20 protein-coding genes are annotated in these 17,547 nt (G+C 62.8%); all 20 read left to right on the top strand.

Going from position 1 to position 17,547, the window contains the following annotated elements:
• Positions 1–101: 101 nt before the first annotated feature.
• The gene (locus tag V6W80_RS17170) at positions 102–587 is read left to right on the top strand and encodes a phage terminase small subunit P27 family (RefSeq protein WP_338544908.1); all 486 of its coding nucleotides are present in this window, start codon (positions 102–104) and stop codon (positions 585–587) included.
• The gene (locus V6W80_RS17165; RefSeq protein WP_338544907.1) at positions 587–2,308 is read left to right on the top strand and encodes a terminase large subunit; all 1,722 of its coding nucleotides are present in this window, start codon (positions 587–589) and stop codon (positions 2,306–2,308) included. Before V6W80_RS17170 ends, V6W80_RS17165 begins: the two co-directional genes overlap by 1 nt.
• Entirely contained in the window at positions 2,308–3,576 is a 1,269-nt protein-coding gene (locus V6W80_RS17160; RefSeq protein WP_338544906.1) for a phage portal protein, read from the top strand. Before V6W80_RS17165 ends, V6W80_RS17160 begins: the two co-directional genes overlap by 1 nt.
• Before the next feature lie 17 nt (positions 3,577–3,593).
• The gene (locus V6W80_RS17155; RefSeq protein ID WP_338544905.1) at positions 3,594–4,253 is read left to right on the top strand and encodes an HK97 family phage prohead protease; all 660 of its coding nucleotides are present in this window, start codon (positions 3,594–3,596) and stop codon (positions 4,251–4,253) included.
• A 14-nt stretch (positions 4,254–4,267) separates the two neighbouring features.
• Entirely contained in the window at positions 4,268–5,431 is a 1,164-nt protein-coding gene (locus tag V6W80_RS17150; protein ID WP_338544904.1) for a phage major capsid protein, read from the top strand.
• A 38-nt stretch (positions 5,432–5,469) separates the two neighbouring features.
• A complete protein-coding gene (locus tag V6W80_RS17145) occupies positions 5,470–5,709 on the top strand; it encodes a hypothetical protein (protein ID WP_338544903.1) in 240 nt (79 codons plus the stop codon).
• A 2-nt stretch (positions 5,710–5,711) separates the two neighbouring features.
• Positions 5,712–6,011, top strand: coding sequence for a head-tail connector protein (locus tag V6W80_RS17140; RefSeq protein ID WP_338544902.1), 300 nt, complete (start codon positions 5,712–5,714; stop codon positions 6,009–6,011).
• Complete coding sequence (locus V6W80_RS17135; RefSeq protein WP_338544901.1) at positions 6,011–6,346, top strand: phage head closure protein; 336 nt, start codon at positions 6,011–6,013, stop codon at positions 6,344–6,346. Before V6W80_RS17140 ends, V6W80_RS17135 begins: the two co-directional genes overlap by 1 nt.
• The gene (locus V6W80_RS17130; RefSeq protein ID WP_338544900.1) at positions 6,343–6,555 is read left to right on the top strand and encodes a hypothetical protein; all 213 of its coding nucleotides are present in this window, start codon (positions 6,343–6,345) and stop codon (positions 6,553–6,555) included. The genes V6W80_RS17135 and V6W80_RS17130 overlap by 4 nt, the downstream gene beginning before the upstream one ends.
• Positions 6,552–6,737: a hypothetical protein gene (locus tag V6W80_RS17125; protein ID WP_338544899.1), complete on the top strand. Its 186-nt coding sequence runs from the start codon at positions 6,552–6,554 to the stop codon at positions 6,735–6,737. Before V6W80_RS17130 ends, V6W80_RS17125 begins: the two co-directional genes overlap by 4 nt.
• A 2-nt stretch (positions 6,738–6,739) precedes the next feature.
• Positions 6,740–7,249, top strand: a complete 510-nt coding sequence (locus V6W80_RS17120; protein ID WP_338544898.1) for an HK97-gp10 family putative phage morphogenesis protein — start codon at positions 6,740–6,742, stop codon at positions 7,247–7,249.
• Positions 7,233–7,628, top strand: a complete 396-nt coding sequence (locus tag V6W80_RS17115; RefSeq protein WP_338544897.1) for a DUF3168 domain-containing protein — start codon at positions 7,233–7,235, stop codon at positions 7,626–7,628. The genes V6W80_RS17120 and V6W80_RS17115 overlap by 17 nt, the downstream gene beginning before the upstream one ends.
• Before the next feature lie 53 nt (positions 7,629–7,681).
• Complete coding sequence (locus V6W80_RS17110; RefSeq protein WP_314586570.1) at positions 7,682–8,155, top strand: phage tail tube protein; 474 nt, start codon at positions 7,682–7,684, stop codon at positions 8,153–8,155.
• Between the two features lie 70 nt (positions 8,156–8,225).
• Positions 8,226–8,573: a hypothetical protein gene (locus V6W80_RS17105; protein ID WP_338544896.1), complete on the top strand. Its 348-nt coding sequence runs from the start codon at positions 8,226–8,228 to the stop codon at positions 8,571–8,573.
• A gap of 313 nt (positions 8,574–8,886) precedes the next feature.
• On the top strand, positions 8,887–9,459 hold the full coding sequence (locus V6W80_RS17100) for a hypothetical protein (protein WP_338544895.1): 573 nt from the start codon (positions 8,887–8,889) through the stop codon (positions 9,457–9,459).
• Between the two features lie 57 nt (positions 9,460–9,516).
• Positions 9,517–15,234, top strand: coding sequence for a hypothetical protein (locus V6W80_RS17095; protein WP_338544894.1), 5,718 nt, complete (start codon positions 9,517–9,519; stop codon positions 15,232–15,234).
• Entirely contained in the window at positions 15,231–16,151 is a 921-nt protein-coding gene (locus V6W80_RS17090) for a hypothetical protein (protein ID WP_338544893.1), read from the top strand. Before V6W80_RS17095 ends, V6W80_RS17090 begins: the two co-directional genes overlap by 4 nt.
• On the top strand, positions 16,151–16,447 hold the full coding sequence (locus V6W80_RS17085; protein WP_338544892.1) for a hypothetical protein: 297 nt from the start codon (positions 16,151–16,153) through the stop codon (positions 16,445–16,447). Before V6W80_RS17090 ends, V6W80_RS17085 begins: the two co-directional genes overlap by 1 nt.
• A gap of 15 nt (positions 16,448–16,462) precedes the next feature.
• Complete coding sequence (locus V6W80_RS17080) at positions 16,463–16,876, top strand: hypothetical protein (protein WP_338544891.1); 414 nt, start codon at positions 16,463–16,465, stop codon at positions 16,874–16,876.
• Positions 16,876–17,544, top strand: coding sequence for a hypothetical protein (locus tag V6W80_RS17075; protein WP_338544890.1), 669 nt, complete (start codon positions 16,876–16,878; stop codon positions 17,542–17,544). Before V6W80_RS17080 ends, V6W80_RS17075 begins: the two co-directional genes overlap by 1 nt.
• The last annotated feature ends 3 nt before the right edge of the window (positions 17,545–17,547 follow it).

Raw genomic sequence — 17,547 nt, 5'->3', positions numbered from 1 at the left:
AATGGGTGGGGGCGGTCTAAAAGCCTACAGCTATCCAATAGGACACCGTCCGCTCCGTCGTTTTTTCACACCCGCGAAATTAAAAATTCAGGAGTCGCGCCATGGGCGGCACAGCGGCGGTCGCTGGCCGAGGTCGCAAGCCGAAGCCCACGGCCAAGAAACAGCTCGCCGGTAACCCCGGCAAGCGAGCCTTGAACAAGGCCGAACCTCAGTTCTCCACGGTCACGAACGTCGACCCGCCCGAGTGGCTGAACGACCGCGCCGCCGACATGTGGCGGATGATCATTCCCGAGCTGCTGCGCGAGAACGTGCTGGCGCTGACCGACCTGCATAACGTCGAGGCCTTTTGCACGGCCTATGGCAACTGGCGCCTGGCTCAGGAATCGATCAATACCCACGGGATCGTGGTGGAGGGCGCCCAGGGCGGACCGATGAAGAACCCTGCCCTGACAGCGGCCAACGAAACGATGCGGCAGATGGTGACCTTCGGCTCACTCCTCGGCCTTGATCCGGCCAGCCGCACGCGGTTGATCGGCGGCAACAAGCAGAAATCCACCAACGAGTTCGCAGCGATCCTAGGTTCCTGATGGCCAAGCCCCTTACGCCCAACGTCGACAAGGCGATGGCGTGGGCTCGGTCTGTCCTGCGAGGCCGGGTGCCGGCGTGCCGGTTCATTCACCTGGCGATCCAGCGCCACTTCGACGACGTGGCCGATAGTCGCGGCAAGGCTTTTCCCTACAAATTCGATGCGGTCAAGGCGGAGAAGAAGCTGCGGCTGATCCAGCTGCTGCCACACACGAAAGGGGAGTGGGCGTTCAAGCGCCAGCTCATCACCCTGGAGCCATGGCAGCTGTTCGGTATGGCCTGCACCTTCGGCTGGGTCCGCAAGAAGGACGGCTTCCGCCGATTCCGCGAGAGCTACTGGGAGGTGCCGCGGAAAAACGGCAAGTCGGTGGTGGCCGCCGGCGTGGGCATCAGCATGTTCGTCGCCGACAGCGAGTTCGGTGCCGAGGTCTACAGCGGCGCCACCACCGAGAAGCAAGCCTGGGAGGTGTTTCGCCCGGCCCGGCTGATGGTGAAACGCTCGCCCATGCTGATCGAGGCTGCGGGGATCGAGGTGAACGCCTCGAACATGAACGTGCCCGCCGAGGGCAGCCGCTTCGAGCCGCTTATCGGCAACCCGGGTGACGGTGCTTCGCCCAGCTGCGCGATCATCGACGAATTCCACGAGCATGACAGCTCGGCCCAGTACGACACGATGATCACCGGCATGGGCGCACGCCGGCAGCCGCTGATGTTCATCATCACCACGGCAGGCGCGAACATCGAGGGGCCGTGCTACGACAAGCGCCGGCAGGCTATCGAGATGCTCGACGGCGCGGTGCCAGATCCCGAGCTGTTCGCCTGGATCTGGACACTCGACGACGACGACGACTGGACCGACCCGAAGAATCTGGCCAAGGCCAACCCGAACATAGGGGTTTCGGTGTTCCAGGAGTACCTGGAAAGCCAGCTCGCCCGGGCGCTGCGCTCGGCGCGCTTCACCAACACCTTCAAGACCAAGCACCTCAACCGGTGGGTGAGCGCCAAGACAGGCTTCTTCAACGTCGAGAAGTGGAAGGCCTGCGAGGACAAGACGCTGACCCTGGACCAGTTCGAGGGGCAGGAATGCATTCTTAGCTTCGACCTGGCGCGCAAGCTGGACATGAACTCCATGGCGCGGCTGTTCTGGCGCGTGATCGACGGCCGAACGCACTACTACAGCGTGGCCCCGGCCTTCTGGGTGCCGGAAGACACGGCCTTCGACGAAGACAACAAGCGCATGGCCGAACGCTTCCAGGCCTGGATCAACACTGGGCACCTGCAGGTAACGCCCGGCGCCGAGATCGACTATCGCGAGATCCTCGAAGACGCCAAGGAGGCCAACATGGTCTCGCCGGTGAGAGAGAGCCCAATCGACCCGCACGGTGCTACCAACCTGAGCCACCAGCTGGACGACGAGGGCCTGACGCCGGTCACCACGGTGCAGAACTTCACCAACATGTCCGACCCGATGAAGGAGCTGGAAGCGGCTATCCAGTCGGGGCGGTTCCACCACGACGGCAACCCGATCATGACCTGGTGTATCTCCAACGTGATCGGCAAGAACCTGCCCGGCAACGACGACATCGTACGGCCGATCAAGCAGGGCAACGACAACAAGATCGACGGCGCGGTGGCGCTGATCATGGCGGTGGGTCGCGCAATGCCAGCAGCGGCGGAGCACGGCAGCATCGATTCCTTCCTGAACAACACCCTGAGCATGTGATGGCAGATACCGACTACAGCATCGACCTGCGGACTCGCAGCCCCTTCTGGGCGCGCATGGCGAGTTTCTTCGTCGGTGGGCGCCTGGTTTCGCCTGAAAAAGGCTCGGTGACCGGCCCTGTCTCCGCCAGCGGAGTGGTCGGGGACTCGGTGGTGAGCGATGAGCGCACCCTGCAGATCAGCACCGTCTATGCCTGCGTGCGGCTGATCTCCAGCGTCACGGCTGGGCTCCCGCTGGATGTCTTCGAGAGCAACGGTGACGACCGCCGCAAGGCTGGGCTGGATAACCCCCTGGCTCGCCTGCTGCGCTACAGCCCCAACAGCTTCATGACCGCCGTTGAGTTCCGCGAGGCGATGACCATGCAGCTGTGCTTCTACGGCAACGCCTATGCCCTGGTGGAGCGAAATTCGACTGGCGATGTGGTTTCGATGATCCCCCTGCTGTCTGCCAACATGGACGTGCGGCTGGAGGGCAAGAAGGTCGTCTATCGCTACCGGCGCGATACCGAATACGCCGATTTCGGCCAGCGCGAGATCTTCCACCTGAAGGGTTTCGGCTTTAACGGCCTGGTCGGCCTTTCACCGATCGCCTTTGCCGCTCGCGCCGCAGGCGTCGCAGTGGCGATGGAAGACCAGCAGCGCGACTTCTACGGCAACGGCGCGAAGTCGCCTCAGCTGCTGATGACCGGCGACAAGCTCCTGAGCAAGCAGCAGCGCGAGCAGCTTGAGGAAAACTTCAAGGAGATCGCCGGCGGCCCGGTCAAGAAGCGGCTATGGATCCTTGAGGCCGACTTCACTACCCAGCCCATTGGCGTGACGCCGCAGGATGCTGAGACGATGGCCTCCCGGAAATTCCAGGTCAGCGAGCTGGCCAGATTCTTCGGCGTGCCGCCCCACCTGGTGGGCGATGTGGAGAAATCCACTAGCTGGGGCTCCGGCATCGAGCAGCAGAACCTTGGGTTCCTGCAGTACACCCTGTCGCCGTACCTGGTTCGCTGGGAGCAGGCGATCTGGCGCTGGCTGGTGAAGCCCGCCGACATCAGCCGCTATCACGCCGAGCACAACCTGGAAGGGCTGCTGCGGGGCGATTCGGCGGCGCGGGCGCAGTTCCTCACCGCTCTGGTCAACAGCGGCCTGCTCACCATCAACGAGGGCCGGCGCCTAGACAACCGTCCGCCACTGCCCGGAGGCGATGTCGCCACCCGGCAATCGCAGAACGTGCCGATCACCCAACTTGGCCAAACAAACCCCGCCCCGAGCGGGGTTTGATCTATCTGGAGGCTGCAATGCCCAACATCTGCAAGACCCTGGACTTCGAGCTGTCGGCGGTGAAGTTCACTGGCAACAGCACCCAAGGCATCTTCGAGGGTTACGCCAGCGTCTTCGGCGTGACCGACAGCGACGGTGACGTGATCGAGCCGGGCGCCTTCGCCAATGCGCTCAAGACCCAAACGCGCTCCGTGGCCATGTTCTTCAACCACCGGCGCCACGAGATCCCAGTAGGGAAGTGGCTGCACCTGGAAGAGGACAGTAAGGGCCTGCTGGCGCGCGGTGAGCTCACCCCGGGCAACCCGCAATCCGAGGCGCTGAAGGCAGCGATGCTGCATGGCACCGTGGCCGGCATGTCCATCGGCGCCCTGGCCACCAAGAGCGACTTTTCCCCGATCCCCACGGGGATGTCGTTCAAAAACTTCGCCCGGCTGAGCGAAATCAGCATCTGCACCATGCCCGCCAACGAGCACGCCACCGTGGCCTCGCTCAAGAGTATGGATGGCATCGAAAGCATTCGTGACGCGGAGCACTGGCTGCGAGATGCAGCTGGCCTCTCCAAGTCCGAGGCGCAGGCGTTCATCGCCCGCATCAAGTCCGCAGTTCGGAGTGAGTCCGAAGGCGGCGACGACATCGCCGCGCTCTTGCAGCGCATCAACTCCTTCCCCTCTCTCTGAACCGAGGAATACCCATGGATCTTGCACAAATCCAGAAGGCGATCGAAACCGCCCAGACCCGCATGACGGAGCTGTTCGACGCCCAGAAGAAAGAAATTCAGGACACTGGCGCTGTCAGCAAGCAGCTGCAGGGCGACCTGACCACCGTCCAGGAAGAGCTCAAGACCGCAGGCAGCCGCCTGTTCGATCTGGAGCAGAAGCTGGCGGGCGGCAAAATCGACGATCCGACCACCCACAAGTCTTTCGCCGAGCGCACCGCCGACGACATCATGAAGGGCTGGGACGGTCGTTCCAGCAAGGTCGAAGTCCAGTCCTTCAACAAGGCCCTGGGCAGCGGCACCGCTTCGGCTGGTGCGCTCGTCGAGCCGCAGCGTAACGCCGGTATCCTGATGCCTGGCCTGCGCCGCCTCACCATCCGCGATCTGCTGGCCCAGGGTCGCATCAGCTCCAACTCGCTGGACTACGTGCGCGAGAACGTCTTCACCAACTCGGCCGCGCCGGTGGTGGAAGGCGCCCTCAAGCCCGAGTCGCAGATCACCTTCACCAAAGAAACCGCCAACGTGCGCACCATCGCCCACTGGATCCAGGCTTCGCGCCAGATCATGGACGACGCGCCGCTGCTGGAATCGTACGTGAACAACCGCCTGCTGTTCGGCCTGGCGCTGGCTGAAGAGGCCCAGCTGCTGAACGGTGACGGCACCGGTGAGAACCTGGTCGGCATCAACAAGGTGGCCACCGCCTACGACACCGCTCTCAACGTCGCCCGCGACAACAAGGCCGACCAGATCGCGCACGCGGTCTTCCAGGTCACCGAGTCCGAGTTCGAGGCCTCCGGCATCATCCTGAACCCGCGCGACTGGCATGCCATCGCGCTGCTCAAGGACGACATGGGCCGCTACATCTTCGGCGGCCCGTCTGCCTTCGCGGCTCGCGTCATGTGGGGTCTGCCGGTCGTGGCCACCAAGGCCCAGGCACAGGGCACCTTCACCGTCGGCGGCTTCGATCTGGCATCCCAGGTCTGGGATCGTATGGACGCCACTGTCGAGGTGAGCCGCGAGGACCGCGACAACTTCGTCAAGAACATGCTGACGATCCTCTGCGAAGAGCGCCTGGCGCTGGCTCACTACCGGCCCACCGCGCTCATCAAGGGCACCTTCACCGTCGCTTCCGGCGCCTGATCAGACGAGGCGGGGCAGGAAACTGCCCCGACACCACGATGAAGACGATTCGCGCGCTGCGTCAGTTCTCCCACTACCACGCCGGCAACTTCGACCAGGGCGAGACCCGCCCCGTGATGGACGAGATCGCCGAGCAGCTGATCGGCCTGGAACTCGCCGAGGACGTTGACGCTGCTCCGGCGGTGGTCACCATCCCCGAGCCCATCCCCGAGCCCGAGCCCGAGCCCGAGCCGGTGGTGGTGGAAAAGCCCAGAACCCGCGGTAAGAAAGAGGCCTAGTGATGATCGAGCTATCCCGGGTGAAGCTCCACCTGCGCGTCGACCACGACGATGAGGATGACCTGATCCAGGGGTATCTCGCTGCCGCCTCGGCATACGTCGAGCAGCACTGTGACCGGACCCTGGTGGAGGCCAACCCCACCGGGCCGGAGCAGATGCTGCTCACCAAGGACGTCGAACAGGCCATGCTCCTGCTGGTCGGCCACTGGTACGCCAACCGCGAGGCCGTGGTAATAGGCGCCGCGCCTGCTGCAGTCCCGCTCGCCGTCGACCGGCTGCTCTGGTATAGGAAGCGCTTCTGATGAGAGTCGGACCCTTACGCCATCGGGTATCGCTGCAGAGCGAGATCCAGCAGAGCGACGGCATGGGCGGTGGTCGCAAGACTTGGGTCGAGTACGGCAAGGCCTGGGCGGGCATCGATAGCCCATCCGGCCGCACCTCGCCGGTCGCCCAGCAGTTGCAGGCCACGGTCACCGTCGAGATCACCATGCGCCCGCGCTCTGACCTGAAGGCAGGGCACCGCATCGTCCACGGCTCCACCACCTACATCGTCGAGGCCGTTCTGCCCGACAACCTGATCAGCATGTTTCGCGTGCTGTGTTCGACCCTCCCTGTACCTATGAGGAAGACCCCATGAGCTTGACGCCCATCGCTGGCGAGTTGATCACCGGCACCTTGCAGGCAACCGTCTCTTACGAACTGGAGTCGGCGATCGCCTCGACCGTGGAGCTCCTGAAGTCCGCCGAAGGCTATCTGGCTGATCGGCTTTCCCGCCACCTGGACGCCCTGCTGGAAGAGCAGTTGCGCCAGGTGTCCGTCCGCCCCACTGAGGAAATCGACCAATGAAAGTCCGTGCACTCGCAGAACTGTCGACCCCCAAAGGCCCGAAGGAGATCGGCGACGAGTTCGACCTTCCCGCCGATAAGGCTGCTGAGCTGAAAGAGCTTGGCTGGGTGGAAGAGGTCAAGGAGACCAAGTCCACCACCAAGGCCGACAAGGAAGCCGCCGCGGCTGACGCCAAGGCCTGACCATGGCCCGACGCAGCTCGATCCAGGGTGACTTCAAGCTCCGGAAGGTGCTGCGCGCCATCAGCCAGAACGTCGAGAGCAACGTGCGCGGCGGCATGGAGGAGGCCTCCAACCTGGTGCTGGAGTCCCAGCGGCAGTTCATACCGAAGGACACTGGCGACGCCGCCAACGCTCTGGAGGCCTTCGTCTCCAAGTCTGGGCTGGACGCGCAGATAGGCATCCGCGGCAAGAAGCATGCGCGCGAGTTTTTCTATGTGCGGTTTCTGGAGCGCGGCACGAAGGGCTACTCCGGGACCAAGCGATCGGGTGGGCGCAGTCGCCGCTCCACCATGAAGACCGACGGCAGTCACTTTTTCGGGCTGTACCCGGACATCCCGGCGCGGCCGGCTCATCCCTGGCTGCGCCCGTCCTACGACATCAACCGAGACGAGATCCTCGTCATCATCCGGGGCGCCATCCGGCAGACCCTGGAGCGCGCCGGACAAGGAGGCCGCAGTGGCTCAAGTAACTGACGTCTCCAGCGCGCTGCAGAAAGCGATCTATCAGCGGCTGTCAGGCCAGATCAGCGTCCCAGTCTTCGACTATGTCCCGCAGGAAACCCCATACCCCTACGTCACGATCGGCCGAGAGGTTGGCAGTGACCGCAGTCCCGTCCAGGGACGCCGGAGGCATCTGCGGATTCTGTACTTGAGTGTCTGGTCCGACTACCCCGGCCAGGCCGAGGTGAAGCGCATCAACAGCGAAGTGGATGCGGCGCTGCACGAGGTCTCCCTGACCCTGGAGGCGGGGCGGGCTGTTTCGCTGCGCGTGACAGCTACCGAAAGCACCCCAGACGCCGATGGCGTCACGTACATGGGCAGCGTGACCGTCCAGGTCATCACCCAGAACTAGCACCACCACCCCCGCCGCGCTGCGGCTTTATCCATGCCAATGGAGGCATACCCATGTCCATCAATACCGGCGCCGGCACTCGTTTTGCCATCGGCCCCATCCTCACCGCGGACCTTCCCAAGGACTCGGCCGCAGCCATCACCCAGCTGAAGGGCATCACCTACGTGCAAGTCGGTGAGCTCGAAAACATCGGCGACTACGGCGATGAGGCGGCTGACGTCTCGTTCACCGGTCTCTCCGACGGTCGCGTTCGCCACCTCAAGGGCGCATTCGACGCCGGCACCGTGGCGCTGCCCGTGGCCCTGGATGCAGGCGACGCCGGCCAGGTGGCCATGGTTGCCGCCCAGAAGAACCGCAGCCGCTACAACTACCCGTTCCAGGTCACCTACGTTGACGGCCAAGTCGACTACTTCGTCGGCAAGGTGATGTCGAGCCGCAAGACCAACATCCAGAACGGCGACGTGCTGCGCCGCAGCTTCAACGTCGGTATCAACAGCGAGATCTTCGAGACCACTGGCTCGGCCTGATCCGTTGCTTTCTCCAGGGCCCCGGGACGCTGGGGCTCTCTTTTTCCTGCATCCTTTCGGAGATTGACCCATGACCAACATCGACCACGGCAATACCTTCGTTGTAGTCCGCGAAGAAAAATTCGAACTGAAGTTCAACCTGAAGGCCGTCAAGCTCATCGACACCCATTTCAACGGCCTGGTGAATGCACTCCAGAGCGTGCAGCGCATGTCGCCTCAGGCCGTTTCTGCTGTGATCACCTTCGGCGCCGGTCTGTCCACCAAGCAAAAGGACGTCGAGGCTCTGGAGTGGGAGGTGATCCAGGCTGGCACCGCTAACATCGCCGCCGAAGTCACGCCCTACCTGCTAGCGCTGCTCAACCCCGCCGCCAAGTCTCCCGAAGAGATCGAGGCCGAGGCTGAGTCGGGAAACGAATAAAGCGGTCAGGCGACGGTAGCTACTGGGCGGATCTGTTCAAGATCGCGACCGGTGCGCTCGGATGGGTTCCGCGTGAAGCGTGGGACGCCCTGGTGCCCGAAATTCTGATGGCGTGGGAAGGAAAGATAGACTTCATTAGGACGACGAGCCCCTTCGGAGTTGCCCCGGAGGGAGAGCAGGCGCAGAAGGAAAGCGCCCATGACATCAAGATCGGGCTGCGCGCCGCGGCTGCTGCTCGGAAGGGGGCGTAGGTGCGCTGGGAATTGTCGGCTGGGCTGCTAGTATCAGATTTCCTAGCATGGAGCTGATAGTTATGAAAGCGCTGCTGATAATTCCAATGCTGTTTCTCGCCGGGTGTGCGGGAAACAGCTACAAACCGGTACCTGCCTATACGCCTCCGGTTGCGCCAGTAGCTGGCCCTAAGGCCTTACCTGATTACCCGGGGTGGCAGAGGGTCGGTGACTGGTACTTCAGGAAGCTGAGCGACGACATGGACGCCTCTACTCATGTCCGGATCTTCACAGCAATGCAGTACAAGCCTCGCGCCGGCTACATGGCACCGCTGAACGCCAACAATCTGGTGTTCGGGATTGAGGTGTTCGATGGAAAGATAGCCGCCCTGGCCCCCTCTTCGGATCTGGGCCGCGCCGCCTGGCCTGGCTGCGACTTCGACGGCAGCATGATTTCCGTGGACGGCGCGAAGCCGATCCAGCTTGATACCAAGATGCACCCTGGCATCTGCAACTCACTCGATATCGACGGCCAGGCGCTCTCAGCAATGCTGTCGGGTAATGAGGCCGTTGTCCGTCTCAACAGCAAGGACGGCAAGATTTCGCTGAAAGGTTTCTCCGAGGTATGGAGGAAGGTCCAGGCCTCATCAAAATAGATTCTGACTAATCCAAGACCCGCTCCGGCGGGTTTTTTTTCGCCTGGAGAAAGGTAAATGGCCGAACGTGACGATCTAGGGATGATGGTGCGCCTGGAGGCGACCGCTGCCCAGATGATCCAGGAGCTGAACCGCGGCGAAGCAGCTGTGGCGAAGACAAGCGGCAATATTGACCGCAACCTGGGTACCGTCGACCAGGCCTTCGATCGCGTGGGCAGGAATGCCCGGACTCTGCAGGAAGCCGTCACTGGTGCTTTCTCGTCGATCGGCGCTGGCAACCTGGCCGCAGCTGGGTCCATCGCTGGCCTGGTCGGGCTGACCAAGTCCACCATGGACTATGCCAAGGAGGTTCGGAACCTCTCGAACCTTTCTAACAGTTCGGTGGAGGAGTTCCAGCGCTACGCCTACGGCGCGAAGTCTGTCGGCATCGAGCAGGAGAAGCTGGCCGACATCTTCAAGGACACCACGGACCGTGTGGGCGAGTTCGTCAGTCGCGGCGGCGGCGAGCTGGCTGACTTCTTCAAGGAGATCGCTCCCAAGGTTGGCTTGACGGCTGACGCCTTCAAAAACCTATCTGGCCCGCAAGCGCTGCAGCTCTACTACACCTCCCTCGAAAAGGCGGGTGTCAGTCAGCAGCAGATCATCAGCTACATGGAGCAGGTGGCCGACGAGGCCTCCGCACTTGCGCCGCTGCTCAAGAACGCCGGCGCAGGTTTCAACGAGTTCGGGGACCGTGCGCAAAACACCGGCCTGATCATCAACGCGCTCAACATTGAGCGCCTGATCAAGGCAAGGCAGTCCTTCAGCGATCTTGAAGCCACGTTGTCCGGTGTCTCTCGCCAGGTGACGATCGGGCTGCTGCCTGGCATTGAGGCGGTGAACGAAAAGCTGGCCAACATGCGCGATAACGGCGCAGCCGAGAAGATCGGGCAGACCATCGGCTTCCTCGCTGAGAACGTCGACATCCTCGCCGCGGCTCTGGGCGGAAAGCTGGCAGCAGCGTTCGCCAAGTACGCACTGGAAGCCGTAGCGTCCGGCTATCAGGCCACCAAGGCCATGCTGGACAGCGTCACGGCCAGCAAGGCTGCGAGCCTGGCAAAGGTCGAGGAGGCGGCCGCTTCCGCACAGGCGGCCTCTGCACGCCTGCGAGAAGCCTCTGCCACTGTCACCGCTGCACAAGCACTGCAGGCGGAAACCGCGGCGCGTGTGGCCAGCCTCAGTGCCGGCCGGGATCAACTGGCCTACCAGACCCAGCTCGCAGCAGGTACTGCGGAAGCCGCGCGCTACTCGACGGCTCTGGCCGTTGTTGAAAAGGACCTGGAGAAGGCCAAGCGAGCATCGGCGAAAGCATCGGAATCCCTGGCCGTTGCGAGCAATGCTGCAGCTATGGCGATGGCGAAGGACACTGCGGCCACCGCCGCGAACATCGCTGTTCAGAAAGAAGCAGCCAGCGCGAAGGGTCTGCTCTCGCGTGCAGCAGGTGCTCTGGCAGGCATGCTTGGCGGGCCTGCTGGCATGCTGGCTCTGGCAGTCGGCGTGGGCGCCGCCTTCATCACCATGGGGTCGAGCGCCCACAAGGCTGAGACCGATCTGGGTGTGCTGGAGGGCCGGGTCAAGTCGCTGAGCGAGAAATTCAAGACCCTGACCAAGGACCAGCAGTCCGCGGGATTGGCGCAGCTGGCCATTGATCAGCGCGATGCTGCAAAGCAGGCAGGCCAGGCATTCGACGACCTGTCCTCCTCGGTTCAACGCACCTTGTCGAGCCGGTTTGGCGGGCGTGTCGCGGGCGAGTTCGAGACCATGCTGCGCGCGGCTAAGGACAACGGGCAGCCGCTGTCTACCGTCTTGGACAACCTGTCCACTCGCTTCCGGCTGCCTGCGGACGCCATGGATGGCTGGCGCGTACAGGCCGGCGTCTTCGACAACACCACGCGCGTCGCGACTACCCTTCAGAACCAGATCGGCACCTTGAGAACTGAGATGCAGCGGGGTAGTGCTGCTGCGGTTGTGGCCTCTGGCGAGATGAGCGAGGCGGGCAAGACCTACCTGGCCACCCTGGACAAGACCCTCGCTGGCTTGGAAGACAACGGCAATGCGGTGAAGGCCGCGAACCGCTTTATCTCCGAGCACAAGGAGCTCAACGACGCCGACAAGAAGGCGATCCTGGACCAAGCCGCCGCGATCGATAAGCAGAAGGCCGCGAACCAGGCCGCCACCCAAGCCACCAAGGACAGCAACAGCGCCACCAAGGAGGCCGAGACCCTGGTGAAGAACCAGGCCAAGGCCCTGGCGGATTTCCAGAGCCAGGCGGACATTGCCACCACCAAGGCCCAGGGTCTGGCGGATGCATATGCGGCCGGGAAGGACAGCCTCTATGACCTGACGCTTCAGCAGCGGGTCGAGGAAGAGCTGCTCAAAACCGGCGCTGGGGCCCGTGAGCAAGTCACGGCAGCGGTTAAGGCCCAGATGGATGCCGAGGCGCGCCGGGACATCAATAAAGCGACTCGAGACCTGCAGCTTGAGACGGCCGCACTCATCTCCCAGGGAGTGGCCACGCTCCAGGGCGTGACTTCGCTCGAGGCCTATAACCTTGAGCGGGCCAAGTCCGAGATCCTGGCCGGTCGCAACGCTGAGGCACTGGATAAGGAGACCGCGGCCTATCTCGAGGCTATGGGCAAGCGCAACCAAGCGCTGAAACTCAGCCAGCAGCTGTCGTCGGTTGAGGGGATCATGGATCGCCTCCAGCCGGAGGTGAAGCTGCTGCGCGATTACTCCAAGGAGCTGGACGCGCTCACCAAAGCAATGGAGCGCAACCCCGAAAAGGCTGATCAGTATCGCGAGACAATCCGCCTCCTGGGTTTGGAGTATGAGCAGAACAAGGCGAAGGCCACCGCCTGGGGGCAATTCACCGAAGGTGCGGTTGACCGCGTTGATGATGCTTTCGCCAATGCCTGGAAGAACATTGATAAGGGCTTCGATGGTTTTGCGGCCAACCTGAAGGACGGCTTCAAACAACTGCTGGCCGAACTGGCTCACATGGCCATCACCAAGCCGATCATCATGCAGATCGGTGCAGCCATGGGGGTAGGGGGGCTTTCTGCCTCGCAGAACAAGGGGATCTTTGGGATTGGCGGATCCGGATCGGGCGGGTTCAACCTCTCCGACCTCTACAACTACGGCACCGGAGCCTACAACTTCATCACTGGCACCGGCGCGAACTTGTGGAATGCCTACAGCACCGGCGGGTTCACCGGGCTCTACAACTACGGTGCGTCTGCGGTTGGCAATCTTGTCGGCAATGGTGCGGCCACCGTCGGCGCTAATACGATTGGAAATGCCGCGGGTACTGGCTTTGGCTATGGGCAGAGCCTTGTCCAAGGCGGAGTCGGCAGCGCGAGCTACGCGGGTACCGGGGCGGCTGCTGGTAGCACTGCGGCGAATGCTGGCTTGTCCGCCATCGGCGCCGTGGGTTATGGCATCGGCGGCGCGCTCATGGGTTACCAGCAGGCGGGCGTCAAAGGCGCAGTGACTGGCGCGGGCGGTGCCGTGGCAGGCGCCTACGCGGGCGCTGCCATTGGCTCGGTGATCCCGATTATCGGGACCGCCATCGGGGCCGCTATCGGCGCGTTCCTCGGCGGTACCGTGGGTGGATCGCTGTGGGGCGGTGACTGGCAGACCAAGGACACCGGTTTGGTGCTCGGGGTGTCTGGCGGAGAGCTGGATGCCCAGCAGTACGAATACCAGAAGAAGAAGGGCGGCCTGTTCGGCAAGAACAAGAAGCGCACCCGCTACAGTGATCTGGAGGACGACAACCAGAACGCGCTGGATGCCACGTACTACGCAGGTCTCCTGGGTATAGAAAACGTCTACAAGCAGTTCGGGATCGAGCTGACTGAAAGCGCGATCGACGGCCTGGAAGTAGCAACCACGACGTTCAGCACCAAAGACAAGACCTCGGAAGAGGTCCAGGGGCTGATCAACGACTGGTTCAACAACACCTTCGACAGCATCACCGACCAGCTCAACGTGGCCACCGGCAGCCAGTTCCGTGAGGGGCTGACCTTCAGCGGACTGACGTCGCTGCTGAACAACCTGGTGGCGGTGAATGCCGGCCTGGACCAGATTCATGTCACCTCACTGAAGCTGAGCCCGGCCAGCGCCTATGCAGCCGACGCCCTGCGCCAGTTCGCTGGTGGCATGGAGCAGTTCGGCGCCAACGTGAACAGCTACTACCAGGGCTTCTTCTCGCAGACTGAACGCGAGGACGATGCACTGGCCGCGCTGCGCAAGCAGTTCGAGGCGTTCAACCTGGTGCTGCCCGACACGCGCGAGCAGTATCGCAAGCTCGTCGAGTCCATGGATGTGAGCTATGACGCCGGCCAGAAAACACTGAGCTTCCTGCTCGGCCAATCGGGCGCTGCGGCATCGGTGTATGACGTGCTCGAACGCCGCGCCAAGGAGGCCGCGGATGCTCAGCAGGCCCTGGCCGATGCCCAGAGTCAGGCAGCCAAGGCAGCAGCAGACGCAGCGGCTCAGCAGCTCGAAGCAGCCCGGCAAGCAAAAATCAGCTACGCCGATGCGATGCAGCAGGCCTATGCGTCTGACGCGCAGCGGGCGATGTCTGCCATCACCAGCGCCATCAAGGGCGAGCAGGACGCGCTGACCGAAAGCTACAACGCCCAGGTCAATGCGCTGAACGCTCGGATCTCGGCGTCGGGCGACATCATCAGCAGCCTGACCTCGATGACCAGTGGCCTGGGCGGGGCGCTGAAGCAGCTGCTGGGCCAGAGTGACGCGGCGACTGCCATGCTGTATCAGCAGGGCCGTGCCACGCTGGAGACGGCGGCGGCCATCGCGAAGGCGGGCGGATCGCTGGCCAACTTCGAGGGTCTCGATCAGGCGCTGGACGCGGTCACCGGCAACTCGGCCGACCGTTACAGCAACTGGGAGGACTTCGCGCGGGACCAGGGCCGGGCTGCCAACCTCATCGACGAGCTCAACAAGGCCGCCGGCGGCCAGCTGTCGGTGGAGCAGCGCACGCTGGAGACGCTGAACAAGCAGCTGGACCAGGGCAAGTCGGCCTACGACGCGCAGATGAAGGCCTTCCAGGGCCAGATCGACCTGGCGCAGCAGCAGCTGGACACGCTCAACGGCATCAACAGCAGCGTGCTCAGCGTCAAGGATGCGCTGGCTCAGTTCGCCACCGCCCTGGGCGCCGCCTATGCCGGCCAGAAGAACCAGAACGAGGCAGGCAGTACCGCCTCCCTGGATAGCCAGATCGGCCGGATCTACAACCAGGTGCTCGGCCGCAACGTCGACGCGGGTGGACTGGACTTCTGGAAGCAGAAGGTCACCAGCGGCGCGCTTTCGGCCAGCGACCTGCAGAAGGCCATCGCGGCCGGAGCCCGGGACTACATCTCGGTCTACGGCATCGACGCCTATCGCCAGCAGTACGGCGACAAGGCGGCCGAGGCGGCGCTGAAGATCCCGGCCTTCGCCAATGGCGGGGACTACGCCGGCGGTCTGGCCATGGTGGGCGAGCGCGGCCCGGAGATCATCAACTTCCAGCGGCCTGGCTACGTGTACACCGCGTCGGAGACGTCCCGGATGCTCGGCGGCGGCAGCAGCGCGGAGGTAGTTCGCGAGCTGCAGGCGCTGCGCCAGGAGAACCGAGACATGCGCATGGCCTTGAGCGAAATCGCCAAGCACACCCGCGGTACCCGGGATGAGCTGCGGCAGCAGAACGACACCGGCGTCAAATTGGAGACAGCATGAAGCTCATCAAGCCCGCGCCAGTGACGGAGGCCTCGCTGACCAGCAACGTCGCCGAGGACGATGCCCCCGGGTGGAATCCCGCCAAGACCAACGGCTATGCGGTCGGCGACAAGGTCATGGATGCGCACCACATCTGGCAGTGGCAGGGCGAGGCAGGGAAGAACACTGCGGTTGCACCCTCGGCCGACACGACGCTTCCGGCGAGGTGGCTGGACCTGGGTGCCAACCGCCGGTGGCGCATGTTCGACAAGAAGGCCGGCAACACCTGGCGCATCGGTACCGCTACGACCAACGCCGAGACGATCGATGTGACGCTCAAGCCCGGGCAGGTGGTGAACTCCATTGCGCTGTTCGGGATGGAGGCTGCCACGGTTCAGATCATCATGACGGCTCCAGGTGGCAAGGAGGTCTACAACGAGACGTTCCGTCAGCAGCGCCGGGGCGTGAACAACTGGTACGAGTACTACTTCACGCCCATTGACCGGGCCGAGACGATGGTCAGGACCAACCTCCCGGCCTACGGCCAGGCCACGGTGCGCGTCATCGTGAGCAACCCCGGCGGGCAGGCGCGGGTAGGCCTCCTGGTGCTGGGCCGCCTGATCACCATCGGCGAGTCCATCTACGGCACCAGCGTGGGGATCCAGTCCTACAGCCGCACCGACATCGATGACTTTGGCAACGAGACGATCATCGCCAGGGGCTCGCGCCGCACGGTGGATTACGACGTCCGGATCCCAACCGAAGACCTATCCCGCGTCACCCGCATCCTCGACCAGCTGCGCGACACCGTCTGTCCGTACATCGGCACCGAGGACATGGAGGCCACGATCACCGTCGGCCGCTTCGAAAATCTCGGCATCAACATCGCCAACCCGGCGTATTGCGAAGCCACCGCTGAAGTTAGGAGCTTGAACTGATGGCGATCCCTAAACTCACCCCGCTACCCCCGGCACCGAGCCAGGATGACACCGAGGAGGTATTCGTCTCGCGCGCTGACGCTAGCCTGACAGCCCAGCAGGGCATGGTCGGCGAGATCAACCAGATGCTGGACGCGCTCAATCCGGTGCTTCCTGAGATCCAGAACGCTAGTGCCAACGCATCAGCAGCGGCCAAGTCGGCGAAGGCCGCGCAAGACGCCCAGGCAGCGGCAGAAGCCGCCGCAGGCAACCCTATCCGCCTCGGCCTACTGCACGCCGTCGCGCTCTGCTTCTGACAAGGAATCCACCTCATGTCCAAGACCTACACCTGCCCGTTCGCTCAGACTCCCCGCACCGGTACCGCCGTCGTGACTGCTGCAGCGGCGAACATCACCAGCGATGCGCCGACGAACCTAAGCCTGATTGCCACAGCCGGCCCTGACGGCGCAATTGTCACGCGGATCTGGGCGATTCCTCGCGGAACTGTCTCGGCCAGTAGCCTAATTCTCTTCCTTGCCGGTGCTGACGGTGCGGTCCGCGTGATTGACTCAGAGGCGATGCCGAGCTTTGCAGGCTCCACCAGCGCTGCACTGCCTGAAACACAGTTCGCGAACTACAGCGAAGCAGCGCCGATCCGCCTGGCTGCCGGCGACAAGCTTTATGTGGGTTCTCAGGTAGCAAACGCGCAGGGCATTTGCTTCCGTATTGAATGGACGGATTTCTGATGCCTAGCCCTAATCTCCCTCAGCTTTCTCCGCGCGCTGGGAACGGGCTTGGAGGAATTCCTAGAAAGTCAGATTCATCTCCGCCACCGACGGTCTTAGTTATCGTAATCTCTGCCACTGATACAGCAAGCAAGAGCTTTAAGATTCCCGACGGGTACAAAAAGGCCAGGGTTAGTTTTATTGGTAAAGGTGGGCTAGGATCTGTCTCCGGATCAACCTATTACGGAGGTAATGGAGCTGGTTGCTCAATCACAGATGTATTTAATCTGATTCCTGGTAAAACGCTTGATTTATTAGAGCAGTCTGGAAACCAGTATCTGTCTTATTCTTCCGCTTTTTCCATATATATGCCAAACTCAGGATATGGGTTCAATACCACTACAAGGCCCATCGGTGGTCTGAAAAACTATTCTGGAGGGCAGGGAAGCACCAGCACCTCTGCAACTGGCATTGCAGGTGGCGGGGCTGCAACCTTGTATGGTGACGGCCAGAATGCATTAGGATCTGATGGCGGCTTAAATGGGCCTTTTGGAATAGAGGGCAGAGGGCAGGGCTCATTTTACCCTGGAAAGGGATTCGGTTTCGGTGCGAAGGAAACCGGAGACCCTGCGGGCACACAATCCGGTAACCGTGGTGATAGTGCCATCTATCTTGAGCTTTGGCCTTGAGGA

The organism is Pseudomonas benzopyrenica (assembly GCF_036884265.1).
Lineage (GTDB): Bacteria > Pseudomonadota > Gammaproteobacteria > Pseudomonadales > Pseudomonadaceae > Chryseomonas > Chryseomonas benzopyrenica.
The sequence above is the reverse complement of the archived record's forward strand: the minus strand, read 5'-3'. Positions and strand labels throughout refer to the sequence as shown.